At 67.9% G+C, this 17,903-nt stretch carries 17 protein-coding genes; 12 read left to right on the forward strand and 5 right to left on the reverse strand.

The window, feature by feature from the left end; translation table 11 throughout:
- Nucleotides 1–51: 51 nt before the first annotated feature.
- Nucleotides 52–1,233 (forward strand): FAD-dependent oxidoreductase, encoded by a 1,182-nt coding sequence (locus AB3G45_RS12255; protein ID WP_367830816.1) that lies wholly within the window; start codon nt 52–54, stop codon nt 1,231–1,233.
- A 139-nt stretch (nt 1,234–1,372) separates the two neighbouring features.
- Here the strand turns inward: AB3G45_RS12255 and blaOXA are convergent, their stop codons facing one another.
- Nucleotides 1,373–2,179, reverse strand: a complete 807-nt coding sequence (blaOXA, locus tag AB3G45_RS12260) for a class D beta-lactamase (RefSeq protein WP_367830817.1) — start codon at nt 2,177–2,179, stop codon at nt 1,373–1,375.
- Between the two features lie 110 nt (nt 2,180–2,289).
- Between blaOXA and AB3G45_RS12265 the strand changes: the two genes are divergently transcribed.
- Nucleotides 2,290–3,189, forward strand: coding sequence for a LysR family transcriptional regulator (locus AB3G45_RS12265; protein ID WP_367830818.1), 900 nt, complete (start codon nt 2,290–2,292; stop codon nt 3,187–3,189).
- Between the two features lie 101 nt (nt 3,190–3,290).
- Entirely contained in the window at nt 3,291–4,229 is a 939-nt protein-coding gene (locus tag AB3G45_RS12270; RefSeq protein WP_367830819.1) for a neutral zinc metallopeptidase, read from the forward strand.
- Here the strand turns inward: AB3G45_RS12270 and AB3G45_RS12275 are convergent.
- Nucleotides 4,213–4,428 carry a hypothetical protein gene (locus tag AB3G45_RS12275; RefSeq protein ID WP_367830820.1) on the reverse strand — a complete coding sequence of 72 codons (216 nt, stop codon included), beginning with the start codon at nt 4,426–4,428 and terminating at the stop codon, nt 4,213–4,215. The two genes, AB3G45_RS12270 and AB3G45_RS12275, sit on opposite strands and share 17 nt — an antisense overlap.
- A 120-nt stretch (nt 4,429–4,548) precedes the next feature.
- Nucleotides 4,549–5,547 (reverse strand): aldo/keto reductase, encoded by a 999-nt coding sequence (locus tag AB3G45_RS12280; protein ID WP_367830821.1) that lies wholly within the window; start codon nt 5,545–5,547, stop codon nt 4,549–4,551.
- A gap of 104 nt (nt 5,548–5,651) precedes the next feature.
- Here AB3G45_RS12280 and AB3G45_RS12285 point away from each other — a divergent pair, with 104 nt between their 5' ends.
- The 3 genes from AB3G45_RS12285 to AB3G45_RS12295 all read left to right on the forward strand — a co-directional run bounded on the left by AB3G45_RS12285 (nt 5,652) and on the right by AB3G45_RS12295 (nt 9,491).
- A complete protein-coding gene (locus tag AB3G45_RS12285; RefSeq protein ID WP_367830822.1) occupies nt 5,652–6,554 on the forward strand; it encodes a LysR family transcriptional regulator in 903 nt (300 codons plus the stop codon).
- A 144-nt stretch (nt 6,555–6,698) separates the two neighbouring features.
- Nucleotides 6,699–7,952 (forward strand): TCR/Tet family MFS transporter, encoded by a 1,254-nt coding sequence (locus AB3G45_RS12290; RefSeq protein ID WP_367830823.1) that lies wholly within the window; start codon nt 6,699–6,701, stop codon nt 7,950–7,952.
- A gap of 150 nt (nt 7,953–8,102) precedes the next feature.
- Nucleotides 8,103–9,491 carry an MATE family efflux transporter gene (locus AB3G45_RS12295; RefSeq protein ID WP_367830824.1) on the forward strand — a complete coding sequence of 463 codons (1,389 nt, stop codon included), beginning with the start codon at nt 8,103–8,105 and terminating at the stop codon, nt 9,489–9,491.
- A gap of 50 nt (nt 9,492–9,541) precedes the next feature.
- Here AB3G45_RS12295 and carA read toward each other — a convergent pair whose 3' ends face one another.
- Entirely contained in the window at nt 9,542–10,750 is a 1,209-nt protein-coding gene (gene carA, locus AB3G45_RS12300; protein ID WP_367830825.1) for a glutamine-hydrolyzing carbamoyl-phosphate synthase small subunit, read from the reverse strand.
- A gap of 324 nt (nt 10,751–11,074) precedes the next feature.
- Here carA and AB3G45_RS12305 point away from each other — a divergent pair, with 324 nt between their 5' ends.
- The 5 genes from AB3G45_RS12305 (at nt 11,075) to AB3G45_RS12325 (ending at nt 16,636) form a co-directional block, all read left to right on the forward strand.
- Nucleotides 11,075–11,524: a GatB/YqeY domain-containing protein gene (locus AB3G45_RS12305; RefSeq protein ID WP_367830826.1), complete on the forward strand. Its 450-nt coding sequence runs from the start codon at nt 11,075–11,077 to the stop codon at nt 11,522–11,524.
- 244 nt (nt 11,525–11,768) lie between these two features.
- Complete coding sequence (locus AB3G45_RS12310) at nt 11,769–12,107, forward strand: hypothetical protein (protein ID WP_367830827.1); 339 nt, start codon at nt 11,769–11,771, stop codon at nt 12,105–12,107.
- Nucleotides 12,108–12,192: 85 nt separating this feature from the next.
- The gene (gene dnaG / locus AB3G45_RS12315; protein ID WP_367830828.1) at nt 12,193–14,181 is read left to right on the forward strand and encodes a DNA primase; all 1,989 of its coding nucleotides are present in this window, start codon (nt 12,193–12,195) and stop codon (nt 14,179–14,181) included.
- 72 nt (nt 14,182–14,253) lie between these two features.
- Nucleotides 14,254–16,092: a DNA helicase RecQ gene (recQ, locus tag AB3G45_RS12320; protein WP_367830829.1), complete on the forward strand. Its 1,839-nt coding sequence runs from the start codon at nt 14,254–14,256 to the stop codon at nt 16,090–16,092.
- A 73-nt stretch (nt 16,093–16,165) separates the two neighbouring features.
- Nucleotides 16,166–16,636: a VOC family protein gene (locus AB3G45_RS12325; RefSeq protein ID WP_367830830.1), complete on the forward strand. Its 471-nt coding sequence runs from the start codon at nt 16,166–16,168 to the stop codon at nt 16,634–16,636.
- A 9-nt stretch (nt 16,637–16,645) separates the two neighbouring features.
- Here AB3G45_RS12325 and AB3G45_RS12330 read toward each other — a convergent pair whose 3' ends face one another.
- Nucleotides 16,646–17,416, reverse strand: a complete 771-nt coding sequence (locus AB3G45_RS12330; RefSeq protein WP_367830831.1) for an SDR family oxidoreductase — start codon at nt 17,414–17,416, stop codon at nt 16,646–16,648.
- On the opposite strand from AB3G45_RS12330, the gene AB3G45_RS12335 reads away from it, so the two are divergent.
- Nucleotides 17,415–17,855: a hypothetical protein gene (locus AB3G45_RS12335; protein WP_367830832.1), complete on the forward strand. Its 441-nt coding sequence runs from the start codon at nt 17,415–17,417 to the stop codon at nt 17,853–17,855. The genes AB3G45_RS12330 and AB3G45_RS12335 overlap by 2 nt on opposite strands.
- Nucleotides 17,856–17,903 lie beyond the last annotated feature (48 nt).

A 17,903-nucleotide genomic window follows, 5' to 3' on the forward strand; every position in this document is an offset into this window, starting at 1 on the left:
TCAAGCGCTGGGCATAAAAGTCAACACATGTTGATTTCTGGAGCCTGAGCCATGATACCGCAGGAAACCGATGTGCTGATCGTCGGAGCAGGGCCGACGGGCCTTGCGCTGGCCGTCACCCTGCAACAGGCGGGTGCGCGCCCCGTCATCGTCGACCGCCTTCAGGCCGGCCAGAACACTTCGCGCGCCGCGGTCATCCATGCCCATACGCTGGAGGTGCTGGAACGGCTCGGCGTCACCGACGACCTGGAGCGCCGCGGGCTGCCGCTCACCCGCTTCGCCCTGCGCGACCATGACCGGGCGTTGCTGGAGCTCGACTTCTCGACCTTGCCCTCGCGCTATGCCCAGATTCTGATGATCCCGCAGGACGAGACGGAGGCCATCCTTGCCGACCGGCTGGCGAGCCTCGGCGGCACCGTTGCGCGCGGCGTCACGGCGACGCGGGTCGAGCGCGACGCGGAGGGGGCGGTGGTCCATCTCGACACGCCGGAGGGGGAGCGGGCGGTCCGCGCCCGCTATGTCGTCGGCGGCGACGGCATGCACAGCATCGTGCGCGAGGCCGCCGGCATCGCCTTCGACGGCGAGAGCCATGCCGGTTCCTTCGTTCTCGCCGACGTCCATATGGACTGGCCCCTCAGTACCGAGGTGACGCTGTTCTTCTCGCCGGAGGGCATGGGCGTCGTCGCGCCGCTGCCCGGCGGTCGCTATCGCATCGTGGCGCCCGTCGAGGATGCGCCGGAAGCGCCGGATGCGGCTTTCGTGCAGGCGCTGCTCGATGCCCGCGGCCCGCGCAAGGCCCCGGCCCGTGTCCGCGATGTCCTGTGGAGTTCGCGCTTTCGCGTGCATCACCGTGTCGCCGCGCGCTATCGCTCGGGCCCGTTCTTCGTCATGGGCGATGCCGCCCATGTGCACAGCCCCGCCGGCGGGCAGGGCATGAATACGGGGCTTGTCGATGCCGTCGTGCTCGGACAGTTGCTGGCGGACGTCATCGCCGGCGGGGCGCCGGACGCGACGCTCGACCTTTACGAGGAGAAGCGCCGCCCCGCCGCGGCCGAGGTGCTGGAGCTTGCCGGCCGCCTGACGCGGATCGCGACCGTGCGCAGCTTTCCCGGCCGTATCCTGCGCAACCTCGTCCTGCGCCTCCTCGGCGCATCGCCGGTCTTCCGCCGCAAGCTGGCCCTCAACCTCTCCGGCCTCGCCCGCAAGGGGCTCGGGATGGTGCCCCGGCGCTAGGTTGCGTTGCTTGCCCCCTGCCGGGACCTTCTCCCCGCAAGCGGGGAGAAGGAGCAGAACGGCGCGCCCATCGCTCCTCGCCCCGCTTGCGGGGAGAGGATGCCGGCAGGCAGGTGAGGGGCTGTGCCCTGCCGCCCATTCACTCCGTTGCCAGAAGCCCCGGCAGTTCCTTCAGGATGCTGTCCCGCGCGCGCAGGCTCGTGCGCGGCTGCTCTTTCTTCTCGTCCTGGACGAGCCGGGCGAAGACGACGGTGCGGTCGTCGCGGCGGGCCCAGCCGACATACCAGCCCCACGGCCGGGCATAGTCGAAATCGCCGTCGGCCTTGCGGGGATAGGCCATGCCCGTCTTGCCCTGCGCGCCCCAGCCGTCCGCAAGTTCGTGCCGTTCGAGGATCGCCATCGCCCGGTCCATGGCGTCGGCGGAGACCGGCAGGTCGTGGTTCACCAGCTTCTTCAGGAACGCCACCTGCTCGCGCGGCGAGACCTTCAGCGAGGAGGCGATCCAGGCGCGCTCCAGCCCGTTGTCCTTGCCCGGATCGCCCGTCATGTCGGCATTGCCGTAGCCGAAGGCCTCGGCATAGTCGCGAAGCTGCTCGTAGCCGAGGAATTCGGTGATGCGCTGCGAATACCAGACGATGGAAAATTCCATCCAGCGCTCTGGCGTCGCCGGTTGGCGCCAGGCCTCGCCGCCCCAGTCCGGATAGCCCTTCAGGAAGGGCAGAACCGGTTCCTTCGCGTCTTCCAGGAAGCCGGAATCGTAGCCCATCACGGCGAGCGGCACCTTGAAGGTGGAGGCGGGCGTCGCGCGGCTTTCGCAATCGCCCTTTTCCAGGATGACCTCATCGCTCGCCGCATCGGCGACGATCGTACAAATAATGCGGGCTTCGGCCGGCATGCCGAAGCCTGCGGCCAGCAGGACGCCGGCCGTGAAAAGACGTATGCTCATCACGTTTTCCTCGGATTTTGAACGGTTTGTGCATTATCCATAGCCATGGCTTGATGCGCTGGCAAAAGATCAATATTGGTCTCACGCATTAGAAAAACTGGGGCTTTGCCATGGTTCGGCCATATCTGCCGCTAAACGCCTTCCGCGCCTTCGAGGCCTCCGCCCGCCATCTCAGCTTCACGCGGGCGGCGATCGAGCTCAATGTCACGCAGGCGGCGGTCAGCCATCAGGTCAAGAGCCTGGAGGAGCAGTTGAACGTCGTGCTCTTCAAGCGCCTGCCGCGCGGGCTGATGATCACGGCGGAGGGGGAGAGCCTCATGCCGGTGCTGCGCGACAGCTTCGACCGCATGGCCGATGCGGTGGAGCGTTTTCGCGGCGGCCATGTGCGGGAGATCCTGACGGTCGGGGCCGTCGGCACCTTCGCCGTCGGCTGGCTCCTGCCGCGCCTTGCCGCCTTCCGCGAGCGCCATCCCTTCGTCGAGGTGCGGCTTTCGACCAACAACAACCGCGTCGACCTTGCCGCCGAGGGGCTCGACTTCGCCATCCGCTTCGGCGCCGGCGCCTGGCACGGCACGGATGCGGTGCGCCTCTTCGATGCGCCGCTCTCCGTGCTCGCCACGCCCACCGTCGCGCGCGGCCTTGCCGAGCCCGCCGACCTGCTCGGCCTGACGCTGCTGCGCTCGTACCGGCGCGACGAGTGGACCCGCTGGTTCGAGGCCGCCGGCCTGCCGCGCACGCCGCCGCCGCAGAACGCCATCGTCTTCGACACCTCGCTCGCCATGATGGAGGCCGTGCTGCAGGGCGCCGGCGTCGGCCTCGCCCCGCCGCTGATGTTCTCGCGCCTTCTGGCGGCCGGCGCCGTCGTCCAGCCGTTCGAGACCAGCCTTGCGCTCGGCAGCTACTGGCTGACCCGCCTGCAATCGCGCAGCGTCACCCCCGCCATGGCCGCCTTCTCGGCCTGGCTGGAGGCGGCGGTGGCGCAGGAGGGGCTGGGCCGGGAAGATCGGTGACGGCGTCGTTGCGGGCCGGCGCGGCAGGCCCTATAAGTCGTTGCTGAGGAACGAATTCATGCGGTGAGCGTTCGTCGGCAATCAATTCGGGGAAATGCGCCATGGAATGGAAAGGTCGTCGCCAGTCGGGCAATATCGAGGACCAGCGCGGAGCCGGTCGCTCGGCGGGAGGCAGCAATCCGTTCGGCCGCGGCAATGGCGGTTTCCGCATTCCGATGGGCGGCGGACGCCGCGCCGGCGGCGGCATGAGCATCGGCACCATCATCTTCCTCGTCGTCATCTATTTCGTCTTCAAGGCGATGGGCATCGACCTGTTGCAGGTGATGGGCGAGGGCGGCGGGCAGGTCAGCATGCCGGGCTTCGAGCAGACCGAGAGCGCAAGCCGCCGCGCCTCCCCGCAGGAGGAGGAGACCAAGGCTTTCATGGCGACCGTGCTCGCCGAGACGGAAGACACCTGGAACGGCATCTTCCAGGCGGCCGGCGAACGCTACGAGGAGCCGAAGATGGTGCTCTTCTCCGGCTCCGTGCAATCGGCCTGCGGTTTCGCCTCCGCAGCCTCCGGCCCGTTCTACTGCCCGGGAGACCGCAAGGTCTATCTCGACATGAGCTTCTTCGACGAACTCGCCGGCAAGTTCGACGCCTCCGGCGACTTCGCGCAGGCCTATGTCGTCGCCCACGAGGTCGGCCACCATGTGCAGAACCTCACCGGCGTTTTGCCGCGCTTCAACCAGCAGCGCCAGCGCATGAGCGAGGTGGAGGCCAACCAGATGTCGATCCGCGTCGAGCTTCAGGCCGACTGCTATGCCGGCATCTGGGGCAAGTATACCGAGCAGAAGGGCCTTCTGGAGCGCGGCGACCTGCAGGAGGCGCTGAACGCCGCCACCCAGATCGGCGACGACACGCTGCAGAAGCGCATGCAGGGCTATGTCGTGCCGGAAAGCTTCAACCACGGCACGTCCGAGCAGCGCCGCCGCTGGTTCAAGCGCGGCTTCGACACCGGCCGGGTCGACGCCTGCGACACGTTCAAGGGCGACGTATGACGGAAGCGCCGGCGGCATTGCCGCCGTCGGCGATCTTGAGGTCCTCCTCGACGATCGAGGCATATCTGGTCGCGTGCGTCAGCGTGATGGAGAGCGCGACCGCAAGCAGCGGCACGGCGATCGCCAGATTGCCGCGCAGTTGCCAGAAGAACGGCCGGTGCACCACCTTCACCCAAAGGAGAAGGGCGGCCGGAAGCACGCTTCTTGCCTTCCATCGTTACCGGCGAATGACAATCGTGCCCCCTGGGGGCACTTCTCTCACGGCGAAGCTGACAGGTCCCTGACGGGCCGCGCGCGGCGCGGCCCGTGCCTTGCGGCCTCAGGCCCGCTTTTCGCTGTCCATGTGCGCCAGCATGGCGGCCGGGTAGCGCTCGCCCGCGGCGGCGTCCTTCGGCAGGGCGGCTTCGATGGCGGCGAGGTCGGCCGCGGTGAGGGCGACCTGCTGCGCGCCCAGCGCCTCGGCGAGGCGATCACGCCGGCGGGCGCCGACAAGCGGCACGATATCGGCGCCCTGCGCGGCGACCCAGGCGATGGCGAGCTGGGCGACGGTCGCGCCCTTCTCGTCCGCGACGCGGCGCAGCGCCTCGACGAGCGCCAGGTTCGTGTCGACATTGCCCTCCTGGAAACGCGGGCTGAAGGAGCGAAAATCGCCGCCTGCCGTTTCACCCTTCTGCCAGTGCCCGCTGATCAGGCCGCGCGACAGGACGCCATAGGCCGTGACGGGAATGCCGAGCGCCCGGCAGGTCGGCAGGATGTCGTCCTCGATGCCGCGCGAGATCAGCGAATATTCGATCTGCAGGTCGCAGACCGGATGGACGGCCGCGGCGCGGCGGATGGTTTCCGATCCCACTTCGGACAGCCCGACATGGCGGATGTATCCGGCCTTCACGAGATCGGCGAGCGCGCCCATCGTCTCCTCGATCGGCACCGCCGGATCGAGGCGGGAGGGGCGGTAGATGTCGATATGGTCGGTGCCGAGCCTCTGCAGGGAATAGGCGAGGAAGTTGCGGATCGCCGCGGGGCGGGAATCGTAGCCGCTCCAGGCGCCGTCCGGCCCGCGCAGCGCGCCGAATTTCACGCTGAGCACCACGTCCTCGCGGCGGCGCTGCTTCAGCGCCTCGGCGATCAGCATCTCGTTGTGGCCCATGCCGTAGAAGTCGCCGGTGTCGAGAAGCGTGATGCCGGCGTCGAGCGCGGCGTGGATGGTGGCGATGCTTTCGGCCCTGTCCGCCGGGCCGTACATGCCGGACATGCCCATGCAGCCGAGCCCGATGGTGGAAACGACGGGGCCGGTCTTGCCGAGTTGCGTGGTCTTCATGGTGTCTCTCCTGTGCGTTGCCTTTCGGTCGATGCTCTTTTACCGCCATCTCATTTGTGCGATAATCCGATCTTTCCTGAACAAGCCGTGCGGTTTTCCGAACAATGAGCCAGGTCCCCCTTGCCGATCTCGACGCCTTCGTCACCATCGCCCGGGTGAAGAGCTTCCGCGCCGCCGCCAAGCTGCGCGGCGTCTCCGCCTCGGCGCTGTCGGAGGCGATGCGGCGGCTGGAGGGACGGCTCGATCTCCGTCTCTTCAACCGCACGACCCGCAGCGTGACGCTGACGGATGCCGGCGCGCGCCTCCTGGAGCGGCTGGCGCCGGCGCTGGCCGAGGTCGAGGCGGCGATCGACGGCGTGAACAGCCTGCGCGACCGGCCGGTCGGCCGTCTCCGGCTGAACGTGCCGGGCATCGTCGCGCGCTTCGTGCTGCCGCCGATCGCCACGCCCTTCCTCACGGCCTATCCCGGCATCACGCTGGAGGTCGCCTCCAACGACGCGCTGGTGGACGTGCTGGCGGAGGGTTTCGACGCCGGCATCCGCTACGAGGAGGCGCTACACCAGGACATGATCGCCGTGCCGATCGGCCCGCGCCGCCAGCGTTTCGTCGTGGCCGCCGCACCATCCTATATCGAGGCGCATGGGGCGCCGGAGCATCCGCGCGACCTGATGCGGCACCGCTGCATCCTGCACCGTTTCGCCAGCGGCCATGTGCTGCCCTGGGCCTTCGAGCGCGGCGAGGAGAGGGTCTCGCTGATGCCGCCGGCCTGCCTCATCTCCGAATCGAACGAGGTGGAGCAGCACGCCGCCGCGGCCGGCCTCGGCCTGGTCTGCACCTTCGAGGAGTTCCTGGCGCCGGCCCTTGCCTCCGGCGCGCTGCAGGTCGTCATGCCCGACTGGATCCAGACGTTTTCCGGCCCCTTCCTCTACTATCCGAGCCGCACCCTGATGCCCGCGCCGCTGCGGGCCTTCGTCGATTTCGTGAAGGCGCATCCCTGGCCGGAATGAGGGCTTTCATCAGCGCATCGCAACCGATCCATCAAAAAATTTGCGATGTTCACGGATTGTTTCATGGGCAGAAGTGAAATAGAAGTCCTCGCCTGACATTTTCGCCCGCGCATGCCGGGCGCTATCCTTACCAAGGGTGAAACCATGATCGATGCCAGGTCCACCCGGCGCGGGCTCCTTCTCGTCTTCATGATCATGTTCCTCGACGTGATCGGCATCGCCATCATCATGCCGGTGCTGCCGACCTATCTGCGCGAGCTGACGGGCGACGACATCAGCCAGGCGGCGATCGACGGCGGCTGGCTGCTGCTGGTCTATGCCGGCATGCAGTTCCTCTTCGCGCCCTTCATCGGCAATCTCTCCGATCGCTTCGGCCGGCGGCCGGTGCTGCTCGCCTGCATCTTCACCTTCGCCATCGACAATCTCATCTGCGCGCTGGCGACCTCCTACTGGATGCTGTTCGTCGGCCGGGTGCTGGCCGGCATCAGCGGCGCCAGCTTCGGCACGGCCGCCGCCTACATCGCCGACGTCTCGACGGAGGAGACGCGGGCGAAGAATTTCGGGCTGATGGGCATCGCCTTCGGCACCGGCTTCGCGCTCGGCCCGGTCATCGGCGGGCTTCTCGGCGAGTTCGGCCCGCGCATCCCGTTCTACGGGGCGGCGGTGCTGGCCTTCCTCAATTTCGTCGCGGCCTTTTTCCTCCTGCCGGAAAGCCTGGAGACGGCCCATCGCCGGCGGTTCGAGCTTGCCCGCGCCAATCCGCTCGGCGCGCTCCTGCAGATGCGCAACTATCCCGGCGTCCTGTGGATCGGCCTCGTCTTCTTCTGTTACTGGCTGGCGCATGCCGTCTATCCCTCCGTCTGGTCCTTCGTCTCGGCGTTGCGCTATGGCTGGAGCGAGGGGCAGATCGGCCTGTCGCTCGGCGTCTTCGGGGTCGGCGGCGCGGTCGTCATGGCCTTCGTGCTGCCGCGCGTCGTGCCGAGGCTCGGCGAGTTCCGCACGGCCGTCGTCGGGCTTTCCTTCTCCGTGCTCGGCCTGTCCGGCTATGCCGCGTCCTACCAGGGCTGGATGGTCTATGCGGTCATCCTCCTGACGGCGCTCGAGAGCCTTGCCGATCCGCCGCTGCGTTCGATCGCCTCCGCCCGCGTGCCGCCCTCCGCCCAGGGCGAGTTGCAGGGCGCGCTGACCAGCGTCTCCAGCATCACGACGATCATCGGGCCGCTGATCTTCACCCAGGTGTTCAGCCATTTCACGGGACCGTCGGCGCCGGTCGTCTTCGCCGGGGCGCCGTTCGCGCTCGCGGCCCTGATGCTCCTGGCGGGCCTCGTCATCTTCGTCGTGAAGCTGCGCGGCGCGGGAACCGGCCCGCGCGGAAATCTCGCGCCGGAAAGCGCCTGAAGCGCTTTCAAACGTGACATTTCGACGAAATTTCCGCGCGGAACGGTCGCGCGGAGCCCCATTCCGGCATTTTTGATGAAAGCATCACGTCAATTCGATTGATCGCGGGTGGAAGTTGTGATCCGAAGCGATCCGAAAGTGAGAACTATCATGCACATGGCACCGCACCGCGGGGACAATGGCTGGGGCGCGCATTTCCGCGCGACCTTCGCCCTCGGCGTACCGTTGATCGGCGCGCAGCTCGCCCAGCTCGGCATTCACACGACGGACGTGGTCATCCTCGGCCGCCTCGGCGCCGCGCATCTGGCGGCCATCGTGCTGTCGAGCTCGTTCTTCTTCACCATCTTCATCCTCGGCTCCGGCTTTGCCAATGCGGTGATGCCCATGGTGGCGCAGGCCTATGGCCGCGGCGACCCGGTCTCCGTGCGGCGCGCCGTGCGCATGGGCATGTGGGTGGTGCTGCTCTATTCCGTGCTGATGATCCCGCTCTTCTACAATGCGGAGAACATCCTGCTCTTTGCCGGCCAGAAGCCGGACGTGGCGGCGCTGGCCGGCAGCTACCTGAAGATCGCCCAGTGGGGCATGGCGCCGGGGCTGCTCTTCATGACGCTGCGCGGGCTCGTCAGCGCGCACGGCCGGGCCGGCATCGTGCTCTACGTCACGATCGTCATCCTGACGGTCAACGCCTTCTTCGCCTATGCGCTGGTGCTCGGCCATTTCGGCTTTCCGGCCATGGGCATCGAGGGGGCGGCCATCGTCTCGTTCGGCGTCAACCTGCTGAGCTTCCTGCTCCTGACGGCCTATATCCAGTCGCGCGCCGAAATGCGGCGCTACGAGCTCTTCGTGCGCTTCTGGCGGCCGGACTGGCTGGCCTTCCGCGAGGTTCTCTATCTCGGCCTGCCGATCGGCCTGACCATGCTGGCCGAGGTCAGCCTCTTCAGCGGCGCCTCGCTGCTGATGGGCAATATCGGCACGCTGGAACTGGCGGCGCACGGCATCGCCCTCCAGCTCGCCTCCATCGCCTTCATGGTGCCGCTCGGCCTAGCCCAGGCCGGCACGGTGCGCGTCGGCGTGGCGCATGGCCAGGGCGATCATCTCGGCGTGGTGCGCGCCTCCTGGGCGGTGCTGGCGGTCGCGGCGGTCATCGCCGTCAGCGGAGGCGTGCTCTTCGCCGCCATCCCCACGGCGCTCGCCTCGATCTTCCTCGACAAGGCGGGCAAGGATTCGGCCGCGGTGCTGGCCATTGCCGGCCCCTTCGTGGTGATCGCCGGCATCTTCCAGCTCGTCGACGGCCTGCAGGCGATCGCCGCCGGCCTGCTGCGCGGGCTGAAGGACACGCGCATCCCGATGATCCTGGCGCTCATCTCCTACTGGCCGATCGGCTTCCTGGCCGCCTGGTTCTTCGCCTTCCCGGCCGGCTTCGGCGGCATCGGCGTCTGGTTCGGCTTCCTCTGCGGCCTGTCGGCCGCCTCCGTCCTGCTCAACTGGCGCTTCTACCGGCTGGTGACGCGGGGCATGCCCGCCGCGCGGCCCCTCTGAAACGACAAAAGCCCCGGACACCGTCCGGGGCTTTTGTCTGTGGGGGCGGCTCAGGCCCGTTCGGGGATGGCCGCTTCGCCCTTCTTCTCGCGCACCAGGTTGATGAAGCGGCGGAAGAGGTAGTGGCTGTCCTGCGGGCCCGGCGAGGCCTCCGGATGGTGCTGGACGGAGAAGACCGGCTTGCCGGCAAGGCGCAGGCCGCAATTCGTGCCGTCGAACAGCGAGACGTGGGTTTCCTCCACGCCGTTCGGCAGGGAGGCGGAGGCGACGGCGAAGCCGTGGTTCATAGAGACGATCTCCACCTTGCCGGTCGTGTGGTCCTTCACCGGGTGGTTCGCGCCGTGGTGGCCCTGGTGCATCTTCTCGGTCGTGGCGCCGACGGCAAGGCCCAGCATCTGGTGGCCGAGGCAGATGCCGAAGATCGGGATGCCGCTGTCGATCAGCGCCCTGATGACCGGCACGGCGTATGCGCCGGTCGCCGCCGGGTCCCCCGGGCCGTTGGAGAGGAAGATGCCGTCCGGCTTCTGGGCGAGCACGTCCTCGGCGCTCGAGGTCGCCGGCATGACGGTGACCTTGCAGCCGAGGCCGGTGAAGAGGCGCAGGATGTTGCGCTTGACGCCGTAGTCGAGCGCGACGATGTGGTACTTCGCGTCGCTCTCGGCAAGGGTCCCGTGGCCTTCGTTCCAGACCCAGGGCTTCTCGCCCCAGCGCGAGGACTGGCCGGAGGAGGCGACCTTGGCGAGGTCGAGGCCGACGAGGCCGCTCCAGGCCTTCGCTTCCGCCTTCAGCGCCTCGATGTCGAAGACGCCGTTCGGGTCGTGGGCGATGACGGCGTTCGGTGCGCCGTTCTCGCGGATCCAGGCGGTCAGCGCGCGCGTGTCGATGCCCGAAAGGCCGATGATGCCGCGGGCCTTCAGCCAGCCGTCGAGGTGCTGTGCTGCGCGGTAGTTGGACGGCTCGGTGATATCGGCCTTGAAGATCGTGCCGACGGCGCCGTGGCGGGCGGCGGGCGTCAGGTCCTCGATGTCCTCGTCATTGGCGCCGACATTGCCGATATGCGGGAAGGTGAAGGTGACGATCTGGCCGAGATAGGACGGGTCGGTGAGGATTTCCTGGTAGCCCGTCAGCGCCGTGTTGAAGCAGACTTCGGCGGTCACCTTGCCGGTGGCGCCGATGCCCTTGCCTTCGATGACCGTGCCGTCGGCAAGAACGATGAGGGCGGTCGGCTTTTCGGTGGTCCATGCGGGGGTGGAGGTCATGAGTATCCCGTTTCCGGCGCCGGGCGCCGGCTTGAAAGCCAGGGCGCCGAGCACCATTTAAGAGCGCAGGCAAAGGCGCGCGAAAAACCCGCGTTGGTTCGCCCTGATTGCCGATTTTCGTGCAGGTGTCGGAAAATAGACAAAGCGGATGGCGGGGTCAACCGTTGCCTGTGGATTGCGTCGAAATATAAAGCGTTGAGATTCAATTGCTTGCGCAATCCGTTTGCCGGCAGGCCCTCTGCCGGTCTATGAGCATGCACAATCGAACGACGATCGAAGCCCGAGCCGTGCATCCGGTGCCGGCGGCTTCCAATGGAGAAAATGATGCGCGATACGATCGCAAATGCCCTCAAGGATGCACTCAAGGCCAAGGATGCCTGCCGTGTCTCCACGCTGCGCCTGATCCAGGCCAAGCTGAAGGACTGCGACATCGCCAACCGCGGTGTCGGCAAGGGGCCGGTCGAGAACGACGAACTGCTGCAGATCCTCGCCAAGATGATCAAGCAGCGCGAGGAATCGGCCAAGATTTTCTCTGAGAACGGCCGGCCGGAGCTTGCCGCGCAGGAGCGCGAGGAAATCAAGGTCATCGAGGGCTTCCTGCCCGAGCAGATCTCCGAGGACGAGATGAAGACCCTCATCGCCGCCGCCATCGCCGAGATCGGCGCGCAGGGCCTGCGCGACATGGGCAAGGTCATGGCCGTGCTCAAGGAGCGCTATCCCGGCCAGATGGATTTCGCCAAGGCCTCCGGCGTGGTGAAGGACCTCCTGAAATAGGCCGCAGCGGCCTGTACGGGACGGGGCGGCTTCGGCCGCCCCTTTTCGTTTGGCGTGGCGTTTTCCCGCGCACGTATTCCGTGCAGCGTTCGGAACCAAACGCGCCGAATGCCGTTGTACCGCCCGACAGGAGCCCGACGATGCGGCGGTCATCGCCCATCGGCTCGCCCCGGCGAAGTGCATGCGATGCCGCCGGATATGTGTTGCGTTGATGCCCGGCGGCCGCCCAAGGGAGGCCGAGCCGATGCGCCTTACGTTCCTTCTTCCCCTTGCGCCGCTCCTTCTTGCGGGGCAGGGCCTTGCGCATGACGCGGCAAGCGGCTGGCACTACGAGGCCTTCTGCTGCAACGGCAACAGCCATAACGGCGACTGCCAGATGATCCCGGCGACGACCGTGCGCATCATCGCGGGCGGGTATCGGGTGACGCTGGCGCCCGGCGACCACCGTCTCGCCACCCGCAGCCACATCTTCCTCATGCCGCAGGACATGACGCGCCGCTCGCAGGACGGCGAGTACCACCTCTGTCTCTACCCGACCGAGGACACGCCGCGCTGCTTCTACGCGCCGGACATGGGGTTCTGACGCGCCCTGTGAATTGCTGTGGGCGGGCGACTATCGCTGGCGGTGGGCGCTGCGCATGGTTATATGGACCCCGACCGAGGGACCCATGCGCTTTTCCAATGCCTTCCTAGACGAGATCCGCGACCGCGTCTCCATTTCGGAGGTGATCGGCAAACGCGTGACGTGGGACCGCCGCAAGACCAACGTGTCGCGCGGCGACTACTGGGCCTGCTGCCCGTTCCATGGCGAGAAGTCGCCGAGCTTCCACTGCGAGGACCGCAAGGGCCGCTACCATTGCTTTGGTTGCGGCGTCTCCGGCGATCATTTCCGTTTTCTCACCGATCTCGACGGCCTGTCCTTCCCTGAGGCGGTGCAGCAGATCGCCGACATGGCGGGCGTCGCCATGCCGCAGCCGGATCGCGAGGCCGAGCAGCGCGAGAAGGAGCGCACCGGCCTCGTCGAGATCATGGACATGGCCGCCCGCTTCTTCGAGGACCAGCTCCAGACGCCGGCCGGCGCGAAGGCGCGCGCCTATCTGCGCGACCGCGGGCTGACGGGCCGCACCATCGAGACCTTCCGGCTCGGCTACGCGCCGGAAAGCCGCAATGCGCTTAAGGAGTTCCTTGCCGGCAGGGGCGTGCCGAAGGAGGCGATCGAGGCCTGCGGCCTCGTCGTGCACGGACCGGACATCCCCGTTTCCTACGACCGCTTCCGCGACCGCATCATGTTCCCGATCCTCTCGGTGCGCGAGAAGGTCATCGCCTTCGGCGGGCGCGCCATGTCGCCGGATGCGCCGGCCAAATACCTCAACTCCAACGAGACCGAGCTCTTCCACAAGGGCAACGTGCTCTATAACCACGCCCGCGCTCGCAAGGCCGCGCAGGGGGCGGGGCGTGCCGGTCAGGACGAGAAGACCGCCGGCACGGTGATCGCCGTCGAAGGCTACATGGACGTGATCGCGCTCCACCAGGCCGGCATCGAGAATGCCGTCGCGCCGCTCGGTACCGCGCTCACCGAGAACCAGCTCGAACTCCTGTGGAAGATGACGCCGGAGCCGGTGCTCTGCTTCGACGGCGACGGGGCGGGCATTCGCGCGGCGAACCGCGCCGCCGACCTCGCGCTGCCCTTCATCAAGCCGGAGCGCACCGTGCGCTTCGCCCTTCTGCCCGACGGCAAGGACCCGGACGATCTCGTGCGCCACGAGGGCCGCGCGCCCTTCGACAAGGTGATGGCGAGCGCCCGGCCGCTCGCCGAGATGATCTGGAACCGCGAGGTGCAGGGTGTGAGTTTCGAGACGCCGGAAAGCCGGGCGGCGCTGGAGGCGCGCCTGCGCCAGGTCACGGGCGTGATCGCCGATGAGGACGTGCGCCGCCACTACCAGCAGAACATGCGCGACCGGCTGAACGCCTTCTTCCGCCCCGCGCAGCGGCAGGGCGGCGGTGGCTTTTCCGGCAACCGGCAGGCACGGGGCGGCGGGCGCGGCGCGCCGCAGGGCATGGCCGTCTCCTCCGGCATTTCAGACCGGCTGGCGCGTTCGGCGCTGGTGCGCGGCGCGCAGGAGCTGCCGGCGCTGCGCGAGAGCGTGCTGGCGCTCACCGTCGTCAACCATCCGGGCCTGTTCTTCAGCGATTACGACGAGATCGCCATCATCGAATACGAGAACCGCGACCTGCAGCGACTCTGGTCCGCGCTGCTCGGCATTGCCGGCTCCGTCGGCGCGAAGCTGGAGCGCGACCGGCTGGTCGAGGAGCTTGAGGCGGCCGGCTTCGACACGCTGCTGCGCGGGCTCGACCAGCAGATCCGCAATTCCCGCCTGTGGACCGCGACGTCGGAGGCCGCGCCCGAGGATGCCCGCGAGGGCTTCCTCCAGGCGCTCGCCCTGCACAAGCGCACCCGCGCCCTGCTCTGGCAGCGCCGCGAGCTGGAGCGCGAACTTGCCGTGGCGACCGAAGAGGGCGACGGCGAGCGCGTTCCCCAGATCCTGCGCGCGCTGCAGGAGGTGCAGATGGAGACCGTGCGTCTGGAGAACCAGGAGGCCATCATCGAGGGGTTCGGCGTGCTCTCCGGCCGCGTGAAGGGGCCGGCGGGGAGGTAGAGGGCGTAAGGCTCCCGGGTTGCCTCTCTCCCGTCCCGACGCCATAGTCGCGGCAAACGAAAACGGATTCGCATGTTCGATACGCCTGCAACGAAATCCCGCCCATCGCCGCTCGACGTGCTCAAGCGCGTCTACGGCTACGATGCCTTTCGCGGCAAGCAGCAGGCGGTAATCGAGCATGTGGTGGGCGGCGGCGATGCCGTGGTCTTGTTCCCGACCGGCGCCGGCAAGTCGGTCTGCTTCCAGATCCCCGCGCTCTGCCGCGACGGCGTCGGCATCGTCATCTCGCCGCTGATCGCGCTGATGCGCGACCAGGTGGAGGCGCTGAAGCAGCTCGGCGTCAGGGCTGCCGCGCTGAATTCCTCGCTGACGCGCGAGGAATTCTTCGCCGTGCGCGATGCCATGCGCGCCGGCGCGCTCGATCTCCTCTACGTCACGCCCGAGCGCATCGTCACGGAGGGTTTCGCCGAGCTCGTCGCCGACGCGCGCATTGCGCTCTTCGCCATCGACGAGGCGCATTGCGTCTCGCAATGGGGCCATGATTTCCGGCCGGAGTACCGGGCGCTCGGCGTCCTCGGCGAGCGCTATCCCGGCGTGCCGCGCGTCGCGCTGACGGCGACGGCCGATCCGCACACCCGCGGCGACATCATCGAGCGCCTCGGCCTCCAGGATGCGGCGGTCTTCACCACCAGCTTCGACCGGCCGAACATTTCCTACGAGATCGCCGAGCGCGACCAGGCGCGCCAGCAATTGCTGCGTTTCCTCTCGCGCCACCAGGGCGAGAGCGGCATCGTCTACTGCCTGTCGCGTGCCAAGGTGGAGGACACGGCCGACTGGCTGAACGCGCAAGGGGTCCGCGCGCTGCCCTACCATGCCGGCTTCGAGCGCGCGGTGCGCGACGCCAACCAGGATGCCTTCCTGAAGGAGGAGAACCTCTGCCTCGTCGCGACGGTCGCCTTCGGCATGGGCATCGACAAGCCGGACGTGCGCTATGTCGCCCATCTCGACCTGCCGGGTTCGGTGGAGGCCTATTACCAGGAGACGGGCCGCGCGGGCCGTGACGGCCTGCCGTCCGAGGTCTGGATGGCCTATGGCATGGCCGACGTGGTGCAGCGCCGCAAGATGATCGACGAGGGCGGGGCGGCCGAGGAGATCAAGCGTATCGAGCGCGCCAAGCTGACGGCGCTGCTCGCCATCTGCGAAACGGCCGGCTGCCGGCGCAAGGCCATCCTCGCGCATTTCGGCGAAGGCCATTCCGGCCATTGCGGCAATTGCGACACCTGCCGCAATCCGGTCGAGACCTGGGACGGCACCGAGGCGGCGATCAAGGCGCTGGCCGCCGTCTACCGCACCGGCGAGCGCTTCGGCGCCGCCCATCTCATCGACGTGCTGGTGGGCGCGGTCAACGAGAAGACGGAGCGCTTCGGCCATACGGAGATGCCGGTCTTCGGCGCGGGCAAGGACATTGCCGGCCGTGTCTGGCAGTCGATCTTCCGGCAGCTCCTGGCGGCCGGCCTCATCAGCGTCGACCATGCCGCCTATGGCGCGCTGAAGCTGGAGCCGGAGGCGCGCGCCGTCTTCCGCCACGAGCGGCAGGTGCTCCTGCGCAAGGACCGCCCGACGGCGGGGCGCAAGGGCAAGGCCGGCGGTTCGCCCGCCGCGCGCGAGCGCTCCAACCTTGCGGGCTCCGACCGCGAGCTTTTCGAACTGCTGCGCGCCGAGCGGCTGTCCATCGCCAAGGACCTCGACGTGCCGCCCTATGTCGTCTTCCCGGACACGACGCTGATCGCGCTTGCCAAGGCGCGCCCGCGCGACCGGGAGGATCTGCTCGATATCCCCGGCATCGGCGTTTCCAAGCGCGACCGGTTCGGCGATGCCTTCCTTGCCGTCATCGACGAGTTCAGCGGCTGATTTTTTGTCGCCGACGTCGGAACGTTTCGTTCCCGTTCGTCCTTGTGTGCATTCAGGCAAGGAGGACGCTTCGATGAAGGTTACGCAGAATCTCTGGTTCGAAAAGGACATGGAGGCCGCCATCGGCTTCTACACGTCGCTCGTTCCCGGCTCCTCGGTCCACTGGGTCTCGTCGCTGCCGGCCGAAAGCCCGAGCGGCCCGCCGGGCAGCGTGAAGATCGCCAGCTTCACCCTCGGCGACCAGCGCTACATGGCGATCGAGGCCGGTCCGCTCGATCCGTTCAACCACAGCTTCTCCATCATGGTCGAATGCGAGACGCAGGGCGACCTCGACCGGCTGTGGGACGCGCTGCGCGCCGGCGGCTCGGTGGAACAGTGCGGCTGGCTGAGGGACCGCTGGGGCCTCTCCTGGCAGATCGCGCCGACGCGGCTCGGCGAATTGATGAGCGATCCGGACCAGGCGAAGGTCAAGCGCGTCACCGAGGCGATGCTCCAGATGGTCAAGCTCGACATCGCGCCGCTGGAGGCGGCTGCGGCGGGATAGGTCGTATCGCTACATCCGCACGGTCATCCCGCCGTCGACCACCAGCACATGGCCGTTGACGAAGGAGGCCGCGTCGCTGGCGAGGAACAGGGCGGCGCCGGCGATCTCGTCGGCGCGCGCCCAGCGCTGGACGGGGATGCGCTGGCGCACGAAGGGCATCAGCCCTTCGTCGGCGGCGAGCGCCGCGTTGGTCTCTGTGGCGAACCAGCCGGGGGCGATGGCGTTGCTGGTGATGCCGTGCGGCGCGTATTCGACGGCCATGCTGCGCATGAGGCCGGTGAGGCCGTGCTTGGCGGCGGGGTAGATGCCGTCGTTCGGCATGGCCACATGGCCGCCGATCGAGGTGACGGCGATCAGCCGCCCGTGGCCGTTGCGCGTCATCAGCGCGGCGGCGTCGCGTGAAAGGCTGGCGGCGGCGGAAAGGTCGGTGCGGATCAACTCATCGATGGCGTCGTCGTCCATTTCGGCGAGCGGCCGGCGATCGCGGGCGCCGACATTGTTGACGAGCACGTCGAGCCGGCCGTGGGCCTCTTCGATCGCGGCGAGCACGGCGCGCTGGGCGGTCCGGTCGGCAATGTCGAAGGTTGCCGCGGCGGCGCTGCCGCCGGCCGCCGTGATCCTCTCGACGGCCTTGTCGAGCGTTTCGGCCGTGCGGCCCGTCACCACCACATGGCCGCCGGCCTCGGCCAGCGCTTTTGCGATCTCGAAGCCGAGCCCCCGGCCGCCGCCGGTGACCAGCGCCACGCGGCCCTTCTGGGAAAACCTGTCCAATATCGTCATGGCCCATCCTTTCGTGCCGCCACCGGACAGGGGCAGGGCGCCGCTGTCAACCCTGCTGCCGGAGCTTGCGGGCAGGCGCATCGTCGATCTCGGCTGCGGTTTCGGCTGGTTCGCGCGCCATGCGGCGGAGGCGGGGGGCGCAAAGCGTGCTCGGCCTCGACTTCTCGGAATACATGATCGCCCGCGCACGACGGACTGGCTCGCCAAGGGCGTCGTCAAGCATCACCGCACGCTCGGCACGACGCGGAATGCGCTGACAACAGCCGGCTTCGTCCTCAGCCATGTCGAGGAATGGCTGCCGAGCGAGGCGCAGCTTGCGGCCCATCCGGAATGGAAGGTGGAACGCAACCGGCCGATGGTCCTGCTGATCGCCTGCGAACGTCCCCGAAACGGCGAAAAGAACGGCGGCGACCCTTTACGTCGCTTGCCGCTGCGCTAGAACTATCGTCGTGGAGCAATTCGCCGGCACCATGATCAAAACGACACG

It is taken from the genome of Shinella sp. S4-D37, assembly GCF_040812195.1.
In the GTDB taxonomy this organism is placed as follows: Bacteria; Pseudomonadota; Alphaproteobacteria; order Rhizobiales; family Rhizobiaceae; genus Shinella.